The sequence below is a fragment of the Granulicella cerasi genome (assembly GCF_025685575.1).
Lineage (GTDB): Bacteria > Acidobacteriota > Terriglobia > Terriglobales > Acidobacteriaceae > Granulicella > Granulicella cerasi.
The window spans coordinates 468,538-489,635 of the sequence record NZ_JAGSYD010000003.1 but is presented as its reverse complement, the minus strand read 5'-3'; the positions used below and the strand labels follow the sequence as shown (position 1 = coordinate 489,635).

Here is a 21,098-nt window from a genome sequence, read left to right as displayed (position 1 = left end):
AACGCCATAGCGCACACCGCCGTGGATTGCTCACGGAGGAACCTCTGCTGATTCTTCAAACTCACGCAATATAGCCACCGCAAAACACGGTTGTAAAGCTAAATGCTTTTAGTAAAGGAAAAATGTGTGAAATGCGTCGATTTTGTCAACGCGATCAGTCGCCCAAAGAGATGTCGCGTTTAGCTTCGAGCGGACTTTTTCGCGGAAACTTTGCGGAGCGGCGTTGAGCGTGCCGCTGTCGAATCGCGCTCGATCAGTTCCGGCGCGAAGCAGAGTTCCTGCTCATGCGGTTTGCTCTCGATGGCTTCGATCAGCACGCGCGCGGCGGCTTCGCCCATCTGCTGCAAAGGCTGGCGCACCGTGCTCAGGCGCGGGATCGAATAGCCCGCAGCCGCGATGTCGTCGAAGCCGATGATGGAAAGGTCTTGTGGGCAGCTTAGGCCGCGATCAGCGACAGCACGGAAGGCTCCGATGGCTGCGAGATCGTTGAAGCAGACGAGCGCGGTGAAGTCGCGCGTGCGATCGAGCAGGTTCAACACCGGTTCGTAGCCGAGGTCCGGCGACCAGGAGTTGTGCGCGATCGCGATGCAGAGCGACTCGTCGACGGTGAGCCCGAGCGCTTTGGCCGCGCGCAGTGTCGCTTCCCAGCGGTACTGCGAATCGAGCGCTTCCGGCTGGCCGCGCATGAAGGCGATGCGCCTGTGACCAAGATCGTAGAGATGCTGCATCGTCTCCTGCGCCGCAGCGTCGTGATCGAGCAGGACATCGATGACGTTCTTGTGCAACGAGTGCGAGGATATCGCGACGGTCGGGATCGGCAACGCTTCGGGCAGACGCGTGTTGATGAGCAGCACGCCGTCCACCTGACGGTTGACCAACATGCGCGTGTACTCGCTGAGCAGTTCTTTCCGGCCGAGATGCGAGACCGTGAAGTATAGATAGCCCGCTTGGATGAGATAGCTTTCGATCGCCATCATCAGCCCGGTGAAGTAGCCTTCCGAGTGCTCTGGTGCAATGATGCCGACGGTGTGCGTGCGATTCATGCGCAGCGAGCGTGCCAGCGGGTTCGGGCGGTAGTTGAATTTCTCCGCCGCGGCGAGTACGCGCTGACGCGTTGCTGGCGGAATGGACTGTGCGACCGGAGAGTTGTTCAGTACCAGCGAAATGGTCGCGGGTGAAAGCCCGAGATATTCGCCCAGCACTTTCAGGCTGACGCGTTTTCCGTCAGCGGGCGCAGGGCCGCTCGGTTTGGGCTCGGGCTTGCGGGGCACAATGCTGTCCAGCATACTCCTGTCCCTATAGCATTTTGAATGCCCGCGGCTAAAACCTTTTAGCGGAGCTTCCCGAAGCTTGCCTGGGCGGTGTACGCTGCTAGGGCAAACGAGGAATCGCCTCGAGGAGATCGAACCGTGGGTCTTGTTTCACGCCGTACCATCTTGGGCCAACTCGCTGCAGGCAGCATCGCGCTGGCCGCGCGTCCGTCGTTCGCGATGCGTGGCAAAGACGAGGCGCCGCTTGCTCCCTTGCGCGAAATCGCGGCTGCGAAGGGAATTGCGTTCGGCATGGCCGTGAACGTACACCGGCTCGAAGACACCGCGAAATATCGCGACATCCTCGCACGCGAGTGCAGCATTGTGACGCCTGAAAACACCATGAAGTGGGAAGGCATCCACACGCAGCCGGACGATTACAACTTCGGCCCTTCGGACGAGATCGTCGACTTCGCGCTGAAGAACAGGATCCGCGTGCACGGACACACCTTCGTGTGGCACCGCGCGCTGCCACCTTGGGTGCAGCGCGTCGCAACCGACAAGGCCTCCGCGCGTAAGGTGCTGATCGACCACATCACGACCGTAGTGAAGCGCTACAAAGGCCGGGTGGATTCGTGGGATGTGGTGAACGAAGCCTTCCAGCCGCAGGACAATCTCACGCACAATTACCGCAATTCGTTCTGGTACCAGATGCTCGGGCAGGAGTACTTCGAGATCGCTTTCGGGGCCGCGCATGACGCCGATCCGAAGGCCGTGCTGGCGTACAACGACTACGGCATGGAGTATGAGAACCACTCTGACGAAGCACGTCGTGGCGATGTGCTCGACCTGATGCGCAGCCTGAAGAAGAGCGGTGTGCCTGTTGGAGCTGTAGGGTTGCAGTCGCATCTGCGCGCGGGCACCAACGAGCACTTCGGCAACGGCGTAACCGATCTGCTGCACGAACTACACCACATGGGCCTGGAGTGCTGGGTGACAGAGCTGGACGTCGATGACACGAAGGTCGCCGCTTCCGACCTGCACTCCCGCGATGTGCAAGTGGCCGAGGCGTACAGCAATTATCTCGACACGGTGTTGAGCACCGGTTGCGTGAACACCGTGATCGCGTGGGGAGTCTTCGACGCGGTGCGTGAGATCGGCGCAGAGGCAGGTGTCGGTGCGTCGAAGGGCAAGTCGATTCGTCCGCTGCTTTTTGACTCGGAGGGCAACGCGAAGCTCGCGACGCGTGCGGTGGCCGAAGCCTTCCGCAGCGCGCCGAAGTACAAGCGTTAGCGCGTGCCGAAGGTGAAGCTCGTCGCAGAGACGAAGCTGTCACCCGGCAGCAACGTGGTGGTGGGGAAGTGCGGATGATTCGGCGAGTCCGGGAAGTGCTGTGTCTCCAGGCAGAAGCCTGTGCGTCGCGCACACGGAACGCCGCCTTTGCCCAGTACCGCCGGGTCAAGGTAGTTGCCGCTGTAGAACTGCACGCCCGACTGGGTCGTCGAGACTTCCACCGTGCGTCCGGTGCTCGGCTCGTACGCAATCGCTGCGACGGGTGCGCCGTCGAGCACGAAGTTATGGTCATAGCCGCGCGCGAGTTGTATCTGTTCGAAGCCATCGTCGATGCGATCGCCGATGAGGCGCGGCATGCGGAAGTCGAGCGGTGTGCCTTCGACGGAAGCGATCTCGCCGGTCGGAATCATCGTGGCATCCACCGGCGTGCAGCGGCTCGCGTGAATCTGCACCTCATGCCCCAGGATGTTGCGCGTCATGTCGCCGGTGAGGTTGAAGTAGACATGGTTGGTCAGGTTCACCACGGTCGGCTCGGAGCTGGTCGCGTGGTAGTTCAGCTTCAACGAACTGCCGGAGAGCCGATAGGTGACGCGTACCTCCATCTGCCCGGGGAAGCCCTGATCGCCATCGGGCGAAATCAGCGAAAGCTCTACGCCGCCCTCGATCGCCTTCGCGTTCCACACCTGTTTATCGAAGCCCTCGGGACCTCCGTGCAGCGCGTTCGGTCCATTGTTCTGCGGAATCTGAAAGCGTTCGCCATCGAGCTCGAAGCTGCCACCGGCGATGCGGTTGCAGAAGCGTCCGCAGACTGCGCCGAGAAAGAGCGGATCGCGGTCGTAGGCTTCGGCGGTATCGTATCCGAGCGCAATGTCGGCGATGTTGCCGTCGCGGTCGGGCGCAAGCACGGAGACGATGCGCGCGCCGAGGTCTGTCAGCACCACGGTCAGCGCACTGTTGCGCAGCGTGATGCGGTGCACGGGCTTGCTGTAGCGAAGGGACGTACCCCAGGGCTCGATCGAAACTTCAGTGAGCATGTACTTGGTTGTACACAAGAGTACCCGCCGCTGACCACCCGCGTGACACGTCCGCGTGCGTACGCTTACTTTGTTGAACAGTAAGAGGAGATGACGAATGGCGATTTCTAGACGCGATCTGGGCAAGCTGCTGGGCAGCGCTGCGATTGCAAGCACTGTGCCCACGCTCGAAGCAGAAGCCCCGAAAGCCGTGGCGAACCACGCGGGCCGCAGCTTTCCCGAAGGCTTCCTCTGGGGCTCGGCAACGGCGTCCTACCAGGTGGAGGGAGCCGTGAAAGAGGGCGGCCGCGGCGTCAGCATCTGGGACACCTTCGCGCACACTCCCGGCAAGGTGGACAGCGGCGATACCGGCGATGTCGCTGACGACTTCTACCATCGCTTTCCGCAAGACATCGCGCTGATGAAGGAGCTCGGCCTGAAGACCTGCCGCTTCTCCATCGCGTGGCCGCGCATCTTCCCGAACGGCACCGGCCAGCCGAACCAGGCGGGCATCGACTTCTATCGCAGGCTCGCGGACGCGCTGCTTGCCGCTGGCATTGAGCCTTACGCGACGCTGTATCACTGGGACCTGCCGCAGACGTTGCAGGACAAGGGCGGCTGGCAGAACCGCGATACCGCCAAGGCTTTTGCCGAGTACGCGGGCTACACCGCTGGCAAGCTCTCTGACCGCGTCAAGCACTTCATGACGATGAACGAAATGCGCACCTTCGTCGAAGTTGGCTACCAGTCCGGCCGCCATGCGCCGGGGTTGAAGCTCGGTCGCAAAGACCTTGCGCAGCTCACGCATCATGTCGTGCTCGGCCACGGTCTCGGCGTGCAGGCTGTTCGCGCGCATGCGCAGAAGGGCACACTCGTTGGTCTCGCCGAGAACGTGTCATCCATCACGCCGGCTATCGAAGCGCCTGAACACATCGAGGCCGCGCGCAAGGCGATGCGCGAGGACAACACGATGTACCTCGGGGTGATCCTTGACGGCAACTACACCGACCACTACCTGCAGAAGCTTGGCGCAGACGCACCGCAGTTCACGGCGGAAGACCTTAGGGCGATCAGCACGCCGATGGACTTCGTAGGTGTGAATGTCTACACGGCTTCGTACGTGCGCGCTGCCGACAATGAACTCGGCTACGCCCATGTGCCGATGCCGAAGTCATACCCACACATGCTTAGCCCGTGGCTGAACATCGGCCCAGAAGCTCTCTACTGGGTGCCGAAGCTAGTGAACGATCTCTGGAAGCCGAAGGCGTTGTTCATCACAGAGAACGGAGCCTCGTCGGCCGATACGGTGAACGGCGATGGCCACGTCTACGACATGGACCGCGTCATGTATCTGCGCAACTACCTTGGCCACCTGCAGCGCGCGGTCGCAGAAGGCGTGCCGGTGAAGGGCTACTTCCTCTGGAGCTTGCTCGACAACTTCGAGTGGGCCGACGGATACGCCAAGCGCTTCGGCATCATCTACGTGGACTTCAAGACTCAGAAGCGCACGCCGAAGCTCAGTGCGGATTTCTACAAGGAAGTCATCCGCCGCAACGCGCTGGCGTAGGAGCGAACGAGTACCTGCGTCTCTGCCATGAGCGAGAGATCCGAGACGCCTGGACGAATCGTGATGCAACACGAAGGGCGCGGCCATCAGCCGCGCCCTTCATGTTTCCTTGGGAGAACTCTTAGCTGGCCTGTGCGAGCAGCGGCATCGCCGTCTCGATCTCGCGCACCGGCATCGGCTGCTTCTTGGGACCGCGCTTGCGGGCCACCAGGATGCGGATACGGTCGAGCAGCTCGGCCGGGTTGCAAGCGCCCTTAGGCAGGAAGGCGTCTGCGGCGGTGGCGCGCTCGAAGTTCGAGATCGTGCCCGAGACCAGCAGAGCAGGCAGTGCGGGGTGCATCTGCTTGGCGCGGCGGATCAGCTCGTTGCCGTCCATCTGCGGCAGAATGAGGTCCGAGAGCAGCAGGTCGATCGAACCCTGCGGTGCGTCCTTGAGGAATTCGATGGCCTCCGCAGCGGTGGTCATCGGAATCACGCGGTAGCCACGCGTTTCGAGCAGGAACTTGCGGACGCTGAGGATCTGTTCATTGTCTTCGACGCAGAGGATGGACTTACGAGGGCGCATGTGGTGTGCTGTCTTTCTCACCGATTCGGTGCTGCTGAGGGTGTTGCCGTTCGGCATTTGGCCGGGGAGGAGCCGCTTTGAGGCAAAGCTCCGCCACGACCGCCTGCCCTGAGGTTTCGAGCCTGCGGATCCACAGTTCTGGCGGAGCCTGTGCCTTGCTGTGGGAGTTGTGGAAAAGGCGTAAGAATCCCGCCCCATCCGCAACTCCTTTTTGCGCGGAAGGTGACCGGCAGATCGTCCGAGGGGGCCAAAATGCGCCTCCCCAGAGCGCTGCGGTTGTGACAGTCCGATGAATCGGAGGCTGAGAGACGGTGTGCCCGTCAGGGAAGAATGCGTCCCTGAACATGGCGCCCGCTGGTCATCTCCGGGCCGGACTATCACGCTAAATTGTGTGAAAAATGCTGGAAAACTCTAAATATTCTCGCGGTCGGCACGTTTGCTGCCTTGCTGCGATTTGCTTACGTTACCCGTGTGAACCTCGGGTGACAATAGCGAAAGTAAGGCGAAGAAGTGGGGCTTTCCCGCAGGGGGTTCCACCGGAAACTGGGGACTACGCGTCGATATTGACGTTTGTGGTTCATCCCCTTGTGGAAAAGGACGAGATCAGGGCAGGAAATAGCGTCCCATTGCAACGGGAATGGTGCGCCCCGAAACTTTGACCTCGTGAACGCCTTGTTCACATTTCGAAGCCTGCACATAAAGTCGGGAGGGTCGGAGCATTTCGACACCCTGCTCGAAGACCACTTCGACATCCGGTGGCACGATGCCCTGGGCCACGAGCCAGGAGATTGCTGGGCCAGCAGCCGAACCGGTGGCGGGGTCTTCGGTTCCGTTGAACTGCATCCGGGCGCGGAAGCGGAGAGGATCCTCGGTCGCCAGAAGAACGTAGAACCAGCGGATGCCGCGCTCGCGCAGCCAGACCGCAGAGGCTCGTTGGTCGATCGCGAGGTTCGTAAACGCCTCGGTGTCGCGGAGCAGGACGACGCAGAATGCGTTGCCGGTGGAGACGCTCTGCGGCGCATAGCGTGCGTCGATGGCGGCTTCGGGGACTCCGATCACGCTAGCGACCTCGGCGGCGTCAAACCGCGCGCCGAAGACAGGATCGTTCTGGCGCATGGTGCCGAAGTAGCCTGCGCCTTCGCGCTGTGTGAAGCGCACGGGGATCGTTCCGACGTTCAGGTGCAGCTTGATCTCTTCCGCGCCTCGCAGCGTTGGGTGGTTGAGATGAAGCCAGGTCGCGGTGCCGAGCGTAGGGTGCCCGGCGAAGGGGAGCTCTTCTTCCGTGGTGAAGATACGCACGCGCACACCCTGCGACTCGTCGTCGGAAGGCAGGACGAAGGTCGTCTCGGAAAGGTTCGTCTCGCGCGCGAGCGACTGCATCTCCTCGGTCGAAAGTCCGCGCGCATCGTGAAAGACGGCGAGGGGGTTGCCCGCGAGCGGGGCTTCGGCGAAGACGTCGAGAACGGTGTATTCCAGCGTGCGAGGAGTGCTCATGGGATGAGTATCGCGCATGAAAATGCTGTAACCGGTTTGACAGCCTGCGGTGCGAGTCGTAATTTGGAGATACCGCAATGGGGCGCAACTGCTCTGTGCCGAGCTCGCAACGAGCGCAAGGCGGCGGTTCTAAAGATTGATGCAGACCAACGTCTCCAACTCGACCACTACCTGCTGCTGCCGCTGCTGTTGCTGTGGCCCCGCGCGGGTGTGAGTCTGGCGACTTCGTAAGCGACCTTAGAGTCTCGAAACGAACTGCAACCGACCCACCCAAGGCCAGCGCCGGGTGGGTTTTCTACTGGGCGCGACCATTCTGAAACTCGAACGAGAGGAAACGCGAAACATCATGTCACTCCGCATCAACGACGTAGCTCCCGACTTCACCGCAGAGACCACGCAGGGCACCATCCACTTCCACGAGTGGATCGGCGACGGCTGGGCTGTTCTGTTCTCGCACCCGAAGGACTTCACCCCGGTTTGCACCACGGAGCTGGGCGCCATGGCTGGCCTGCAGCATGAGTTTGAGGCGCGCGGCGCCAAGGTGATCGGCCTGTCGGTCGATCCGGTCGACTCGCACCACGGCTGGGAGAAGGACATCGAAGAGGTCTCCGGCCACAAGGTAAAGTACCCGATCATCGGCGACCCGGAACTGAAGATCGCGAAGCTCTACAACATGCTCGCGGCTGATGAAGGCGATAGCTGCGAAGGCCGCACGCCTGCGGACAACGCTCCTGTGCGTACCGTGTTCGTGATCGGACCGGACAAGAAGATCAAGCTGAACCTGACCTACCCGATGACGACGGGCCGCAACTTCCACGAGATTCTGCGCACGCTCGATTCGATCCAGCTGACCACCAAGCACAAGGTGGCAACGCCGGCGAACTGGCAGCAGGGCGATGACGTGATCATCACCGGCGCTGTGTCGAACGAAGAAGCGGCTGTGAAGTTCCCGGGCTTCAAGACGGTGAAGCCGTACCTGCGCACAACCGCGCAGCCTAAGTAACGAGGGCCCAGGGACTGGGTTCAGGGGATAGGAAGACGATATTCGCTGCTGCGATTTGTCGACTACACCCTAAACCCTGTACCCTAAATCCTCAGAGACGAGCACCGGTGGCGAAGTGGCTAACGCGCTGGTCTGCAAAACCAGTATTCGCGGGTTCGATCCCCGCCCGGTGCTCCATAAGATTTGAATGACGCGACGCTCCTCACATGAGGAGCGTTTGCTTTTGGGCGCGGATTTCCTCAGCGGTTATCGAGCAGTTGCGAAGTGTTGGTCGTCCTGCAATGGTGCTGTCACGCAAGCGTTGCGGAACTGTAACCCTCTGGCATGACCCTTGGATCAGTACGATTCAAGGAGACCGAATGTCTTACTTCTTCCGAGACTGGCGTCGCGGTACAGCGACTCTGGCTTTGATGTTTGCTGCTGGTATTGGCTCGGCTGTTGCGCAATTTGATGCTGCCTCTGTCATCGGTACGACCCGCGATGCCTCCGGCGCCGCTGTTCCTCACAGCCGCGTTGTCCTCACCAACGTCACCACCGGCGTAACGCGTGAGCTCACCAGCGATGATTCCGGTCGCTTCAACTTTCCGAGCGTGCCGATCGGTCAGTACCGCCTGACCAGCGATGCCGCGGGCTTCAGCCACACCGAGACCCCGACCTTTGCGTTGACCGTCAGCGCTCACCAGCTTTATGACCTCAAGATGGGCGCTGCCGGTTCGCAGACGACCGTTGAGGTAGAAGCTGCACCGACGCTCCTTGAAACGGAAACCAGCTCGCGTGGCCAGATCATCGCCACCAAGCAGGTGGAGAACATGCCGCTCAACGGCCGTTCCTACGCTGACCTCACGCTGCTCTCGCCGGGCGTGCGCAAGTCGCTGCTGAACACCGGAGCCAGCTCCACCTCGAGCCGCGAAGGTTCGTTCAACGTCAACGGTCAGCGTTCGGCATTCAACAACTTCATGCTCGACGGTTTGGACAACAACAACTACGGCACCTCGAACCAGGGTTTCGCGAACGAGAACATTGCTCCTTCGCCGGATGCTGTAAGCGAGTTCCGCGTGGACACCGACAACTACTCGGCAGAGTATGGTCGCAACCCCGGTGCGGTGATCAACGTATCGCTGCGCAGCGGTGGCAACAAGTTCCACGGCCGCGTCTGGGACTACAACCGCAACACGGACTTCAACGCCATCGGGCCTTTCTTGCCCACAGGCGGCAACCCGAAGTTCATCCGTAATCAGTTCGGCGCAACCTTCGGTGGCCCGATCTGGAAGAACCACACCTTCTTCTTCATGGACTACGAAGGCGTGCGCCAGATCTTCAACAACACGCAGACGGTCTCTTCGCTGCCGACGGTGAATCAGCGCGCAGGTCTCTTCTACCTGAACGATGACAACTCGAGCGCCGCGAATGCGATCCCGTTGAAGAACCCGATCACGGGTACGACCTACCTGGGTCAGATTCCTCTTGCGGACATGACGCCGTTTGCACGTGCGGTCATCGCCGCGCTTCCGGCGAACACTTCGGCAGGCCTGACGAACAACTTCTCCTACTCGCCGCGCGGAACGATCAACGACGACAAGGGTGATGTCCGCATCGACCACACCTTCAACCAGAAGCTCTCGGTCTTTGGTGTGTACAGCCAGCACTCGGGCTATTACTTTGACCCTCCAGGCATCCCTGGCCGTGCAGGCGGCAACTCGAACGGCAACACCTATATCCAGAACAAGAATGTAGCTGCCGGCGTGACCTATGCTGTAACCCCGACGCAGCTCTTCGACGCTCGTTTCGGCTGGTCGCAGAACGTAGGTAAGAAGACTCCGATCGGCTTCGGCGACACATCGCTGCTGACGGAGAACGGCATCACCGATGGTCTGCCCGTCGCTTCGACGCGCGACCTCAACACGCAGGCGATCACCGGCTTCACGCAGCTCGGTGCGCAGAACTCCAACCCGCAGTTCCAGAACCCCATCATCTTCAACCCGAAGGTCAACTACACCTGGGTGCATGGTCGCAACACGCTGAAGGCTGGCTACGAGTTCCAGGCTGTCCACACGCAGGTGAACGACTTCAACCCCAGCTACGGTTCGGACACCTACGGCGGCATGTTCTCGGCCAACGGCAATCCGGCAGCGATCACGGGCACGGCCACCACGGCGCAGACCACGATGCTGCAGCAGGCGCAGAACCTTGCTGACTTCTACTTCGGCAATCGCAACCAGTACTCCATCACGAACTATGCGGTGGTGAACCTTCGTCAGCGCTACACCTTCATGTACCTGCAGGACGATGTGAAGCTGCTGCCGAACCTGACGGTGAACGCCGGTCTGCGTTACGAGATCGTCACGCCGCAGTGGGAAGCCGACAACAAGCTGGCGAACTTTGATCCTTCGACGAACACGCTGGTGCAGGCACACGGTACGAGCATCAATGACCGTGCGCAGGTCAACGTGAACTACAACAACTTCGCGCCGCGCTTCGGCTTCAGCTATCAGGCAACGCCGAACATGACCGTGCGTGGTGGTTACGGCATGGTCTACACGCAGTGGAACCGCGCAGGTGGCGAGAATAACCTCACCTACAACGGACCGAACGTGGTGAACGCCAGCATCACGCAGACGCCTTCGCAGGGTCTCTGCGTCAACGACACGCAGTTGCAGTCGGGCTGCTTCCGTCAGACGCAGCAGGGTTACTCGAACGTGCTGACCTCGGCGGCGAACTTCAACCCGCTCATCGCCACCTCGCGCTACATCCCGAAGAACAACCCCACCGGCTATGTGCAGCAGTACTTCCTGGGCACGCAGCAGCAGGTCGGCAAGTGGCTCTTCGATCTCAGCTACGTGGGCAACAAGGGCACGCATCTGCAGACGCTCGCTGACTACAACCAGGCCGTGAGCTGCGCTGCGACCACCGGTTGCGCGTCGTACACTGCCCGCCGTCCGATCACGACCTTCGGTCAGATCGAAATCGCTGAGAACATCGGCACCTCCAACTACAACGCAGTGCAGTTCCGCATCGAGCGCCGAACGAACATGGGTCTCTATCTGCTGAACTCCTTCACCTACGGCCGCACCTTCGATCTCTCCTCCGGGCATCTCGAAACCGGCGCCGGCGATACGTCGCGTGTGGACTACTACCGACCGAGCGCTTCCTATGGCCCGTCGGCGTACGATCAGCCGCTGAACGACACCTTCTCGGTGGTCTACGATCTGCCCTACGGTCGCGGACGCAAGTTCGGCGCGAACTCGGGTCGCCTGATGGACGCAGTTCTCGGTGGATGGCAGGTGAACCTCATCAACACGATGACCAGCGGCCAGACGCTGAACATCACCTACTCGCTCTCGACCTCCTCGGGGCTCTACACCTCAAGCTTCATCAACTATCGTCCGGACCGCGTGCTGGGGCAGAACCCCATCGCTGCGAAGTCCGCACGTCGCAAGACGAGCAGCTCCACGCTCTCTGGCGCTTTGAACGTGAATGCTTTCGCGCTGCCTACGACCTACGGCGTGGGTAACTTGAGCCGCAACGCGTTCCGCTCGGACGCTTACTACAACGCTGACCTTGGCCTGCACAAGCAGTTCCCGCTCTGGAACGAGACGTCGAAGTTCGACTTCCGCGCCGAAGCGTTCAACGTCCTCAACAAGGTGAACTATGGTGCGCCGTCGACGACCTTCGGCGTCGGCAGCTCGAGCTTCGGCGCGATCACCTCAGCTTTCCCGGCACGTCAGCTTCAGCTTGCGGCGAAGGTCATCTTCTAACTCAAACCAAGGAGAACCGTGCAGATTACACGCAGAACCTTTGCACAGATGGGCGCCGCTTCACTCGGAGCGGCGCTCTCTCCCATGCGTTCCGTCGCAGAGCCACAGAAGAACGTAGAACCGCAGCAGCCCGATGCACTCCATGATGCGCGTCCCGCGTTGGAGGATTCGCATCGCTTTCATTTTGCGGTGGTCTCGGACACGCACATCATCGACACGTTCTACAAGCCTGGCTCAGAGAACGGTGTCGAAGACAACACAACGATTCTTCAGGCGAACGATCATCTCATCACCGCGCGGACCGCGCTCAACAAGCTGCGCTTCGCCGACGGCAGCCGCATCGAACAGGTCTTCGTACCCGGCGATGTGTTTCACAACTACCCCTCCACCGACTACGACTTTTACTTCAAGAACGAGACGCGGTTGGACATTGCGAACAAGCTGCTGAGCGGCTTCGATGCACCGGTGCATGTGGGTTGGGGCAATCACGATTACGACATCGGACACATCTCGCGCGAGATGTCGCATCGTTTGTTCGAGGCGAAGTTCAAGACCAAGCCGTACTGGTCGATGGAACACAAGGGCTTCCGCTTCATCATGCTCAACAACTTCCTCGGCGTGACGTGTGATCCGACCTCGCCCTCCTATCATCGCGACTACGGCTCGCTCGGCGAAGAGCAGTTGCAGTGGCTTGAAGCGCAGCTTGCAGAGCGCAGGCCATCGGTGATCTTCATTCACTATCCACTATGGAGCGTGGCGCCGGTGGAGATGAAGGACTTCGGTCTGCATCCGCTGTTGCGTCGCTATCGTGGTGACATTCAGATCGTCATCGCGGGCCACTGGCACAAGTGGATCGACTTCGCGCACACCTATGGCCCGCAGCACACGGTCGTGGGCTCCACGCGCTATGACGAACACTCGTACATGGTCTTTGAAGCGGATGCGCGCGAAGGTGAGATTCGCTGGCTCGACCAGTCGCGTGTGCGTTGGTCGACGCACTACGCTGATCCGCTTCCGTTGGGTTAGCTTCTAAGTCGTTCTCAAGCTTCAACCAGGCCGTATCGGCGTTGCCACTGTTGTTTCAGGCGCGCCCATACGGCCTCTTTGTCTTCGCGCGTAATCTTTGCGTCCTGCGCTTCGATGAAGCGCGTCGCCTCGAGCTTGGCAAGCTCGAGCAAGTCGCGGTCGCGCACGATGTTTGCCACGCGAAACTCCGGCAAACCTGCCTGGCGCGTGCCGAAGAACTCGCCGGGCCCGCGCAGCGCGAGGTCGAACTCGGCAAGCTCAAAGCCGTTCTGCGTGCGCACCATGGCGTCGAGTCGTTGCTCGGCCTCGGGTGTGATCTTCGGTCCGGTGAGCAGCACACAGTAGCTCTTCGCGGCGCCACGGCCAACGCGTCCGCGCAGCTGATGAAGCTGCGCAAGGCCGAAGCGCTCGGCGTGCTCGATGACCATGATGGTGGAGTTCGGCACATCGACACCGACTTCAATGACCGTGGTGGAGACGAGCACGTCGAGCTCGCCGCGCTTGAAGCGCGCCATCGTCACTTCCTTGTCGTCCGCGGACATGCGTCCATGCAGCAGACCGAGCTTCATGCCTGATAGCGGGCCGTTGCTCAACTCGTCAAAGGCTTCTGTTGCCGAGCGCAGCTTGGGTTTGCTCGTCCGCTTAGCCGGCTTGTCTTCTGTCGCGATGAGCTTGGCTTGCTTGGCGGGCTTCTTCTTCGGCTTGGCTTCTTCTTCGGGCAGCGCGAGTTCATCCTGAGCGAAGTCAAGTTCCGCTTGATCGTCGCGCTCGCCTTCGATAACGGGATAGACGATGTACGCCTGCCGCCCTTGCTCCACCTGCTTGCGTACGAACTCCCATGCTTCTGCGGCGCGCTTGCCGTCGAGGCGTCGCGTGGTGATGGGCGTACGTCCCGGCGGCAGCTCGTCGAGCACGCTGGCTTCAAGGTCACCGTACATCGTGAGCGCCAGCGTGCGCGGGATCGGCGTCGCGGTCATCACGAGCACGTCGGGCTCGCTCGCGTGACCGTCCGCACCGGGCTTGCGCATCAGGCGGAAGCGCTGCTGCACGCCAAAACGATGTTGTTCGTCGACGACGACGAGGCCGAGGTTCGCAAACTCCACCTTCTCTTCGACGAGCGCGTGTGTGCCGATGGCGAGGTCCGCTTCGCCGCGGAAGATGCGGCCACGCGCTTCCTTCTTGCTGCGTGTATCGAGTGAGCCGGTGAGCAGCGTGACGCGATACGGCTTGCCGGTGCTGGGAGATTTGGCGTCGGCGAGCAGCTTGCGCGCGGCAAGGAAGTGTTGTGTCGCGAGGATTTCTGTGGGCGCCATCATGGCGACCTGATAGCCGTTCTCAATGGCGACGAGCGCGGCTTCGAGTGCGACGATCGTTTTGCCCGAGCCGACATCGCCCTGCAGCAAACGGCGCATCGGCTGTGGAGTGCGCATGTCTGCGACGATCTCGCCGAGCACGCGCTTCTGCGCCTTCGTCGGCTTGAAGGGAAGTACCTGCTTCAACGCCTCGCGCACCTTCTCGTCGGTGTGAAAGGCCGTGCCCGAGCGCTCGCGTAGGCGTTTGCGTTTGAGTTCAAGGCCAAGCTCGAGGTACCAGAGCTCCTCGAAGATGAGTCGGCGATGCGCCGCCGTGCGCGCGGCCTGCAGCTCGGCGATGTCTGTGCCTGCGGGCGGGAAGTGCAGCGTGCGCAGCGCTTCCATGCGCGAGGGCAGGCCGAGGCGCTCGATCAGCGCGCGGGGCAGCGTTTCATCGGCTTCAGTGTTGGTCTCGGCGAGGTCTTTGAAGACGGCCCACACCACGCGGCGCAGCCAGCGGGAGGTAAGCTTCGCTCCCCACGGCGTCTTGCCGCCGAGCGACTCATACACCGGCACGATGCGGCCCATCTCGAGCATCGTGAACTCAGCGTCGTCGCCAGTCACATTCGCGTCGGGCAGGATCTCAAAGGTTGGCTGCACCATCTTGTACTTGATGGCGCCCGGCGCGGCGTGGGGCGCGGAGCCGGAGCGCGATGGCTCCAGCTTGCCGTAAAGCGCGATTTGCTGGCCGATGCGGAACTTGTCTTGCAGATATTTGCCGTGGAACCAGAGGCACTTCACGCTTTCGAGAATCGCCGGCGGCGCGGCCAGCAGGCCCGCCATAGCGGCTTCGGAGTCAGCCTTCGGCGGCGTCAGTGCGACGGTCAGCTCGAAGATGGGCGCGTTGCGTGTGCGGACCATGCTGGTGGCGCGCACCTCGCCGATGAGCGAGGCCATGTCTCCCGCTCGATAGCTCGAAAGCGGCTTGGGGTGCAGGCGGTCTTCATAGCGAAAGGGCAGGTGGTAGAGCAGGTCCTCGACGGTGTGCACGCCGCGCTCGGCGAGCCCCGCAGCCACACGTTCGCCCACGCGCTTCAGGAACTTTACCGGCGTGGAGAACTCGAGGGCCACGCGGTTGAGGATAGCAGTGCGGGCTGCGGATGAGGCTTGTGTTGGAGTCATAAGTGTGAAGTGAGAAGTCGGCAAGTATCGCTGCGCTCGCTTGGTTCTTCGCACACTTTTTACTTATGACTATCCACTTACGACTCCACGTACCGCCTCTCCGGGATGAAATAATAGCCATGCCCGATGGACTCATTTTTCACCCGCTTCCGAAATCCGCTGACCCTGATGGCTCTCGTGCTGTTGCAGGTATTTGCGCTTGCTGTGCAGGTGCAGAAGCCCGCGCCCGATGGCCTTGGCCAGCGCGACGGACGCAAGGTGACACTACTGCGGCGATGGACGCTCGCGGTGGTAACGCCGTTCGAGCGTGGCGTCTACGCCTCCAGCAGCGGCGTGCGTCATGCATGGTCGAACTACATCGACCTGCGCCACACGCGCGATCAGAACCGCGCGCTGCAGCAGGAACTCGCCCGTTTGCGCACCGAAGAAGCTGAGTTTGCCGAGGACGCGCGCGAGGGCCGCCGCCTGGCCGCTCTGCTGCAGTTCAAGCAGACCTACATCTCGTCCACGGTGCTCGCGCAGGTAATCGGCACCAGCGGTTACGACCGCTCGCGGCTGCTGACGTTGAACAAGGGCTCCGAAGACGGGCTGAAGTCCGACATGGCCGTGATGACGCCGGATGGCGTCGTCGGCAAGCTGCGCGAGGTTTCGGCGCACACCTCACAGCTTCTGCTGCTCAGCGATCCGAGCGCGGGTGCGGGCGTGATCCTTGCCTCGACGCGCATTCGCGGCATCCTGCGCGGAACATCGAACGGTAGCGTGCAGATCGTCAACCTTACCGAAGACTCGCGCATCAAGCCGGGCGAGCAGGTGCTCACCTCTGGTGGCGACGGTGTCTTCCCGCGCGGCCTGCCGGTGGGCGTTATTCAGTCCATCGCGCCGGATCCTACGCACCAGCCGTACATGGCGATCACCATCAAGACGAACGCAAACCTCTCGCGGCTCGAAGAAGTGCTCGTCATCACCGGCACACAGCAGGGCGTGACGCCGGAGCTCGCGGCCGACGCCGCGCAGGCCGAAGCGCTCGCCGATGCGAACAAGCGCGCGGCGGATATGGTCGCTGAGAAGCTGCCGTCGATCCATGATGAGAAGGCCCCGGAAGATCCGAACAAGCCTGCGGACCCGACGAACGCCGCTGCGCCTACGGCGGTCATCCCACGGCCGAAGCCGGTAGTGCATCCGGACCGCTACTCGCCGAACTCGTCGGCCCCCGCCAGCGAGATGCAGCCCGGCGCTCCGGCGCCGAAGTCGGACACCGATTCGAAGGCGGGTGACCACTAATGGCCGAACATAGTTACACCTCGCGGCAGGAGCTCGACCAGTATTACTTCCACCCGGTCGTCACGGTGCTGGCGCCGCTCGTGCTGCTGCTGTTGCAGACCGTGCTGCCCAAGGCGTTTCCGCGCGTGGCGATCTTCGACCTGCCGCTGATCGCCGTGATCTTCTTCTCCGTGGCGCGCCGCTCGCCGATCTCGGGCGCGTTCACCGGTATGTTCATCGGCCTCTTCCAGGATGGCCTCACCAGCCATCCGTTCGGGGTGTGGGGCATCGCGAAGTCGGTCGTGGGCTATCTCGCTGCAAGCGTGGGCTTCGCGGTGGACATGGACAACATCGTCAACCGCTCGGTGCTTACCTTTGTTGCCAGCCTCATCCAGTCGGCGATCACATTCCTGATCGAGCGCTTCCTGCTCGGCGACCTCACCGTGCGTTTTCTGCCTGCCTACGGCTGGCCGCTGCATGAGTTGATCCGCGCCGCGGTGAACACGGCGATTGCGATCCCGCTCTTCTTTCTGCTCGACCGGTTCAAGCAGCGAGAGTAGTTTTGCGGGGCAAAGATTCGCCAAGGCCCACTTATGCGCCATGAAACAGCGCAGGAGCGGGGCGCTCACTCCTCGCTACAATCGAAGAAGAACCCTGCGGCCCTGCCGCGCTGCCTGCCATGGAACTCGAGAATTTTCGCCGCGAAGAAAAGCTGCCGCCGCAGAAGCTGGCGATAGCACAGTACGTCGTCGCGGCTGTTCTGCTGGCGCTGGTCGCGGGCATGTGGCGGCTCTCCGTGCTCGGCGCCGACAGCTATCGCGTACTCGCCGAGCAGAACCGCGTGCGCAAGGTGCCGGTGCTCGCACCGCGCGGCAAGATCTTCGACCGCGAAGGCCGCATCATCGTCGACAACTACCCTTCGGTAAGCTGCTACCTGCTGCGCGAGCAGACGAAGAACCTCGACGCCGACATGCCACGCATCGCCGAAGGCCTGCACATGACGGTCGACCAGATTCAGGCGATCCTCAAGCGTTACGCCTACGCGCCGAAGTATCAGCCGCTTCCGCTGAAGCAGGACATCACGCCCGACGAGCAGGCGTTTATTGAAGCGCATCGCACAGAGCTTCCCGAGTTGCAGACCCTCGATGAACAGCGGCGTCTGTACCCGCGCGATGGCTTCATGGCGCACGTGATCGGCTACGTCGGCGAAGTCAGCGAGAACGATTTGAAGCAGACGCGTTACGCCTTCTACTCACCCGGTGACGTGGTGGGGAAGAGCGGTATCGAGGAGAGCTACGACGAAGAGCTGCGCGGACAGGACGGCTCGCGCGACGTCATCGTGAACTCGCACGGCAAGGAAGTCGGTCTGATGGGGCAGGAGCTTGCCAAGCCGGGCCGCGACCTCTACCTCACCATCGATCTCGACCTGCAGAAGGCCGCCGAGCGCGCGCTCGAAGGCAAGACCGGCGCGATCGTGGCGATGGACCCGCACACCGGCGAGATTCTCGCGATGGCCTCGCGTCCGACCTTCGATCCGAACCAGTTCGCTGTACGTTTGTCGAAGGCGTACTGGCAGTCGATTCTCGATAACCCCGACCATCCGCTGCTAAATAAGGCGATCCAGGCGCAGGTTGCGCCGGGCTCGACCTTCAAGGTCATCATGACGATGGCCGGCCTGCAGGAGAACGTCGCGCAGAACCTGACGGTGAGCTGCAACGGTGGGGCCACCTTCTACGGACACTTCTTCGGTTGCGATCGCCATCACGGTTTCGTGGACATCCACAACGCTCTGCCGTACTCCTGCGACACGTATTACTACACGCTGGCGAACCGGCTCGGCATCGACACCATGGCGCGCTATGCGAACTCTGTCGGCGTGGGCGTGAAGACCGGCGTCGATCTTCCGGAAGAAGCCGCAGGCACCATGCCCAGCGAGCAGTGGAAGATGAAGGTGATGCACGACAAGTGGTACGCGGGCGAGACGATCTCGGTCGGCATCGGCCAGGGTGCTATCCAGGCGACGCCGCTGCAGATGGCGCGCGCGCTGTCGGGCATTGCGTCGGGCGGTGTGCTGCGCCGGCCGCATCTCGTTATGGACAAGGAGCTTTCGGCGGACGAACTTTCGGCGGTGAAGCAGACCTTCCCCGGCTCGGGCGAGAAGACGATTCCGCTGACGCCCGAGAACTGGCAGATCATCACCGACGACATGGCCGGCGTCACCGGACCGATCGGCACTGCCGCAGAAGCGCATCTCGAAGGCGTCGACTTCGTCGGCAAGACCGGTACCGCCGACGTTGTGAGTGGCCGCAAGAAGGGCGACCACAATCGCAATACGATTCCGAATGCATGGTTCGTCGGCATGACGCCCCGCCGCAACCCGGACATCGTCGTCGCTGTGCTGTGGGAGCATGGTTACTGGGGCAACAACTCGGCGAAGCTCGCCGCGCAGGTCATCACCGCGTTCGTGAACAAGCAGCGCGAGAAGGCGGGCAATCTCGTAAAGGTTGCCGCCGTGAAGCCGCAGGTCGGGCTCGGCGATGCTGCTCCCGCCGCAGACGCGAACTCCGCGACGACCACGCCGGCCGATCCCGATGCCGCGCATTCGCCTGCGAAGAAGGACAACGAGTAATCCATGGCCCGTATACGCTACCGCGACTTCGACTGGACGCTGCTCGGTTTTGTGCTGACGCTCAGCCTCATCAGCGTGCTTGAGATCCGCTCGGCCACGGCGATGACCAAATTTCACGGCTTCCACACCAAGCAGATCCTCTTCCTGCTGGTCGGCATCGCGCTCATGTTCGTCGCGTCCATGGTGGATTACCACCGCCTGCTCGACATTGCGTACATCGCCTACGGCGTCAGCATCGTCTCACTCGTCGCCGTGCTCATCCCGCACATCGGGCAAAAGGTGCTTGGCGCACGGCGATGGATCAACTTCGGCGGCGGCGTGCATTTCCAGCCGTCGGAGTGGGTAAAGCTGGTGCTCATCATCGCGATGGCCCGCTTCTTATGGGGGCGAGCCGGTGAGGGCAAAGAGCTGAGCTGGAAGGACGTCGGCAAAGCCTGCGCGCTGGTACTGGTGCCGATGGCGCTGGTGCTCAAGCAGCCGGATCTCGGCACGGGCCTGACGTACTTCCCCGTGCTGGTCGTAGGCATGTTCCTCGGCGGCATGAGAGCGCGGCAGGCGGGCATCATTCTGCTGGGATTGCTGGTGCTGGGGGGCATCGGCTTCGCGGCGGGCAAGCGCCTCAAACCGTATCAGCAGAAGCGCATCGACGCGTTCATCAACCCGGACTCCGATCCCAAGGGTTCGGGCTACCAGATCAAGCAGTCGCTGATCGCGGTTGGTTCTGGCGGCGTGTGGGGCAAGGGCGCCAACCAGGGCTCGCAGACGCAGGGCGACTTCCTGCCGATTCCGTATACGGACTTCATCTTCGCGGCCTTCTGCGAAGAGCATGGCTTTGTGGGCGCGACGCTGGTGCTGGTGCTCTACTTCCTCATCCTGGTGCGGCTGATCCAGAACGCGCAGACGGCCAGCGACCCGCCCGGGACGCTGCTGATCATGGGGTTGGTGGGCATTATGCTCTTCCAGATCGGCATCAATATCGGCATGTGCATCGGCCTTATGCCGGTGACGGGCATCCCGCTACCGCTGATGAGCTATGGCGGCTCGTCGATTATCTTCACGTTCCTCGCGCTGGGGATTGTGATGAATGTGCGGATGCGGCGTTTTGTGAATTAGGCTGGGTCTCTACGCGGAGGCATAACGATGCGGCCAGGTGGTTGGCGTGCCCTGTTGGCGTGCGTACTCGGGTTTCCCAGCGGATTCCTGCTCACACGGCTAGCCATGCAGCTTAGCGGAACCTATTGGGCGCACAAATATCCCCATGACGGCCAGATCGGCCTTGGGGTGTTCGCGGTTGGTGCCGTCTCGCTACCGATCTTTCTGATCGGCACGCCTGCTGTGATATTTGCTGCATTACATAAGCTTTTTCCCAACCGAGGAATCTCCGGCGTTGTGCCGCCGCCTCGACCGGAATGAATTCTCCCCACCCGCGGAAATCTGTTGCATACTATTCACAGAAGCTCTCCCGGCCCTGGGCCCGGACGGCGACCGATAGAAGCCGGTTTCGCGCGGACGACGATTTCCCGCCGAGGCCGAGACACAAAGTTTTGGAATAGAAGGCCGGCCAGGCACCCGATTTCACTTTTTGCGGGCCGGACAGGTTTTGAGAATGCAAGGAAACGGACCGCTAACGGCCCCGCCTCTCGTTGAGGCAGTGTTGGTCACAAACTCCGTTTCCTGCATTTCGCGCAACAGCGCACGCGGTTTCCACACGAACATCAAGGCACAACTCGAAGGTCTGCTCTCCGGTTCCGTACCGGGGGCGGGCTGGC

15 protein-coding genes and 1 tRNA gene are annotated in these 21,098 nt (G+C 61.7%); 11 read left to right on the top strand and 5 right to left on the bottom strand.

Annotated features, from left to right (window positions below; genetic code table 11):
- Positions 1–179: 179 nt before the first annotated feature.
- Positions 180–1,286: a LacI family DNA-binding transcriptional regulator gene (locus OHL11_RS11615; protein WP_263371669.1), complete on the bottom strand. Its 1,107-nt coding sequence runs from the start codon at positions 1,284–1,286 to the stop codon at positions 180–182.
- A 123-nt stretch (positions 1,287–1,409) separates the two neighbouring features.
- Between OHL11_RS11615 and OHL11_RS11610 the strand changes: the two genes are divergently transcribed.
- Positions 1,410–2,543, top strand: a complete 1,134-nt coding sequence (locus tag OHL11_RS11610) for an endo-1,4-beta-xylanase (RefSeq protein ID WP_263371668.1) — start codon at positions 1,410–1,412, stop codon at positions 2,541–2,543.
- Here the strand turns inward: OHL11_RS11610 and OHL11_RS11605 are convergent.
- Positions 2,540–3,577 carry an aldose epimerase family protein gene (locus OHL11_RS11605; protein WP_263371667.1) on the bottom strand — a complete coding sequence of 346 codons (1,038 nt, stop codon included), beginning with the start codon at positions 3,575–3,577 and terminating at the stop codon, positions 2,540–2,542. The two genes, OHL11_RS11610 and OHL11_RS11605, sit on opposite strands and share 4 nt — an antisense overlap.
- Before the next feature lie 97 nt (positions 3,578–3,674).
- Between OHL11_RS11605 and OHL11_RS11600 the strand changes: the two genes are divergently transcribed.
- On the top strand, positions 3,675–5,123 hold the full coding sequence (locus OHL11_RS11600; protein ID WP_263371666.1) for a GH1 family beta-glucosidase: 1,449 nt from the start codon (positions 3,675–3,677) through the stop codon (positions 5,121–5,123).
- 121 nt (positions 5,124–5,244) lie between these two features.
- On the opposite strand, the gene OHL11_RS11595 is transcribed toward OHL11_RS11600, so the two are convergent.
- Together OHL11_RS11595 and OHL11_RS11590 are read right to left on the bottom strand one after the other, a co-directional pair.
- The gene (locus tag OHL11_RS11595; protein WP_263371665.1) at positions 5,245–5,688 is read right to left on the bottom strand and encodes a response regulator; all 444 of its coding nucleotides are present in this window, start codon (positions 5,686–5,688) and stop codon (positions 5,245–5,247) included.
- Positions 5,689–6,291: 603 nt separating this feature from the next.
- Complete coding sequence (locus OHL11_RS11590) at positions 6,292–7,182, bottom strand: PhzF family phenazine biosynthesis protein (RefSeq protein WP_263371664.1); 891 nt, start codon at positions 7,180–7,182, stop codon at positions 6,292–6,294.
- Positions 7,183–7,185: 3 nt separating this feature from the next.
- On the opposite strand from OHL11_RS11590, the gene OHL11_RS11585 reads away from it, so the two are divergent.
- The 5 genes from OHL11_RS11585 to OHL11_RS11565 all read left to right on the top strand — a co-directional run bounded on the left by OHL11_RS11585 (position 7,186) and on the right by OHL11_RS11565 (position 12,966).
- The gene (locus OHL11_RS11585; RefSeq protein ID WP_263371663.1) at positions 7,186–7,413 is read left to right on the top strand and encodes a hypothetical protein; all 228 of its coding nucleotides are present in this window, start codon (positions 7,186–7,188) and stop codon (positions 7,411–7,413) included.
- Positions 7,414–7,528: 115 nt separating this feature from the next.
- On the top strand, positions 7,529–8,185 hold the full coding sequence (locus tag OHL11_RS11580) for a peroxiredoxin (protein WP_263371662.1): 657 nt from the start codon (positions 7,529–7,531) through the stop codon (positions 8,183–8,185).
- 101 nt (positions 8,186–8,286) lie between these two features.
- Positions 8,287–8,362: transfer RNA gene (locus tag OHL11_RS11575), tRNA-Cys, on the top strand.
- Positions 8,363–8,544: 182 nt separating this feature from the next.
- Positions 8,545–11,940: a TonB-dependent receptor gene (locus OHL11_RS11570; protein ID WP_263371661.1), complete on the top strand. Its 3,396-nt coding sequence runs from the start codon at positions 8,545–8,547 to the stop codon at positions 11,938–11,940.
- A gap of 84 nt (positions 11,941–12,024) precedes the next feature.
- Positions 12,025–12,966 (top strand): metallophosphoesterase family protein, encoded by a 942-nt coding sequence (locus tag OHL11_RS11565; RefSeq protein WP_263371660.1) that lies wholly within the window; start codon positions 12,025–12,027, stop codon positions 12,964–12,966.
- A gap of 14 nt (positions 12,967–12,980) precedes the next feature.
- Here the strand turns inward: OHL11_RS11565 and recG are convergent, their stop codons facing one another.
- Positions 12,981–15,440 carry an ATP-dependent DNA helicase RecG gene (gene recG / locus OHL11_RS11560; protein WP_263371659.1) on the bottom strand — a complete coding sequence of 820 codons (2,460 nt, stop codon included), beginning with the start codon at positions 15,438–15,440 and terminating at the stop codon, positions 12,981–12,983.
- A 126-nt stretch (positions 15,441–15,566) separates the two neighbouring features.
- Here recG and mreC point away from each other — a divergent pair, with 126 nt between their 5' ends.
- The 4 genes from mreC (at position 15,567) to rodA (ending at position 20,442) form a co-directional block, all read left to right on the top strand.
- A complete protein-coding gene (mreC, locus tag OHL11_RS11555) occupies positions 15,567–16,721 on the top strand; it encodes a rod shape-determining protein MreC (RefSeq protein WP_263371658.1) in 1,155 nt (384 codons plus the stop codon).
- Positions 16,721–17,260: a rod shape-determining protein MreD gene (gene mreD / locus OHL11_RS11550; protein ID WP_263371657.1), complete on the top strand. Its 540-nt coding sequence runs from the start codon at positions 16,721–16,723 to the stop codon at positions 17,258–17,260. Before mreC ends, mreD begins: the two co-directional genes overlap by 1 nt.
- A 119-nt stretch (positions 17,261–17,379) precedes the next feature.
- On the top strand, positions 17,380–19,329 hold the full coding sequence (mrdA, locus tag OHL11_RS11545) for a penicillin-binding protein 2 (RefSeq protein ID WP_263371656.1): 1,950 nt from the start codon (positions 17,380–17,382) through the stop codon (positions 19,327–19,329).
- 3 nt (positions 19,330–19,332) lie between these two features.
- Positions 19,333–20,442 carry a rod shape-determining protein RodA gene (gene rodA, locus OHL11_RS11540; protein ID WP_263371655.1) on the top strand — a complete coding sequence of 370 codons (1,110 nt, stop codon included), beginning with the start codon at positions 19,333–19,335 and terminating at the stop codon, positions 20,440–20,442.
- Positions 20,443–21,098 lie beyond the last annotated feature (656 nt).

Coding starts and splice junctions, on each gene's coding strand:
- OHL11_RS11615 (WP_263371669.1), bottom strand. CDS start 1,286: ATGCTGGACAGCATTGTGCCCCGCAAGCCCGAGCCCAAACCGAGCGGC.
- OHL11_RS11605 (WP_263371667.1), bottom strand. CDS start 3,577: ATGCTCACTGAAGTTTCGATCGAGCCCTGGGGTACGTCCCTTCGCTAC.
- OHL11_RS11600 (WP_263371666.1), top strand. CDS start 3,675: ATGGCGATTTCTAGACGCGATCTGGGCAAGCTGCTGGGCAGCGCTGCG.
- OHL11_RS11595 (WP_263371665.1), bottom strand. CDS start 5,688: ATGCGCCCTCGTAAGTCCATCCTCTGCGTCGAAGACAATGAACAGATC.
- OHL11_RS11590 (WP_263371664.1), bottom strand. CDS start 7,182: ATGAGCACTCCTCGCACGCTGGAATACACCGTTCTCGACGTCTTCGCC.
- OHL11_RS11585 (WP_263371663.1), top strand. CDS start 7,186: ATGAGTATCGCGCATGAAAATGCTGTAACCGGTTTGACAGCCTGCGGT.
- OHL11_RS11580 (WP_263371662.1), top strand. CDS start 7,529: ATGTCACTCCGCATCAACGACGTAGCTCCCGACTTCACCGCAGAGACC.
- OHL11_RS11570 (WP_263371661.1), top strand. CDS start 8,545: ATGTCTTACTTCTTCCGAGACTGGCGTCGCGGTACAGCGACTCTGGCT.
- OHL11_RS11565 (WP_263371660.1), top strand. CDS start 12,025: ATGCGTTCCGTCGCAGAGCCACAGAAGAACGTAGAACCGCAGCAGCCC.
- recG (WP_263371659.1), bottom strand. CDS start 15,440: ATGACTCCAACACAAGCCTCATCCGCAGCCCGCACTGCTATCCTCAAC.
- mreC (WP_263371658.1), top strand. CDS start 15,567: ATGGACTCATTTTTCACCCGCTTCCGAAATCCGCTGACCCTGATGGCT.
- mreD (WP_263371657.1), top strand. CDS start 16,721: ATGGCCGAACATAGTTACACCTCGCGGCAGGAGCTCGACCAGTATTAC.
- mrdA (WP_263371656.1), top strand. CDS start 17,380: ATGGAACTCGAGAATTTTCGCCGCGAAGAAAAGCTGCCGCCGCAGAAG.
- rodA (WP_263371655.1), top strand. CDS start 19,333: ATGGCCCGTATACGCTACCGCGACTTCGACTGGACGCTGCTCGGTTTT.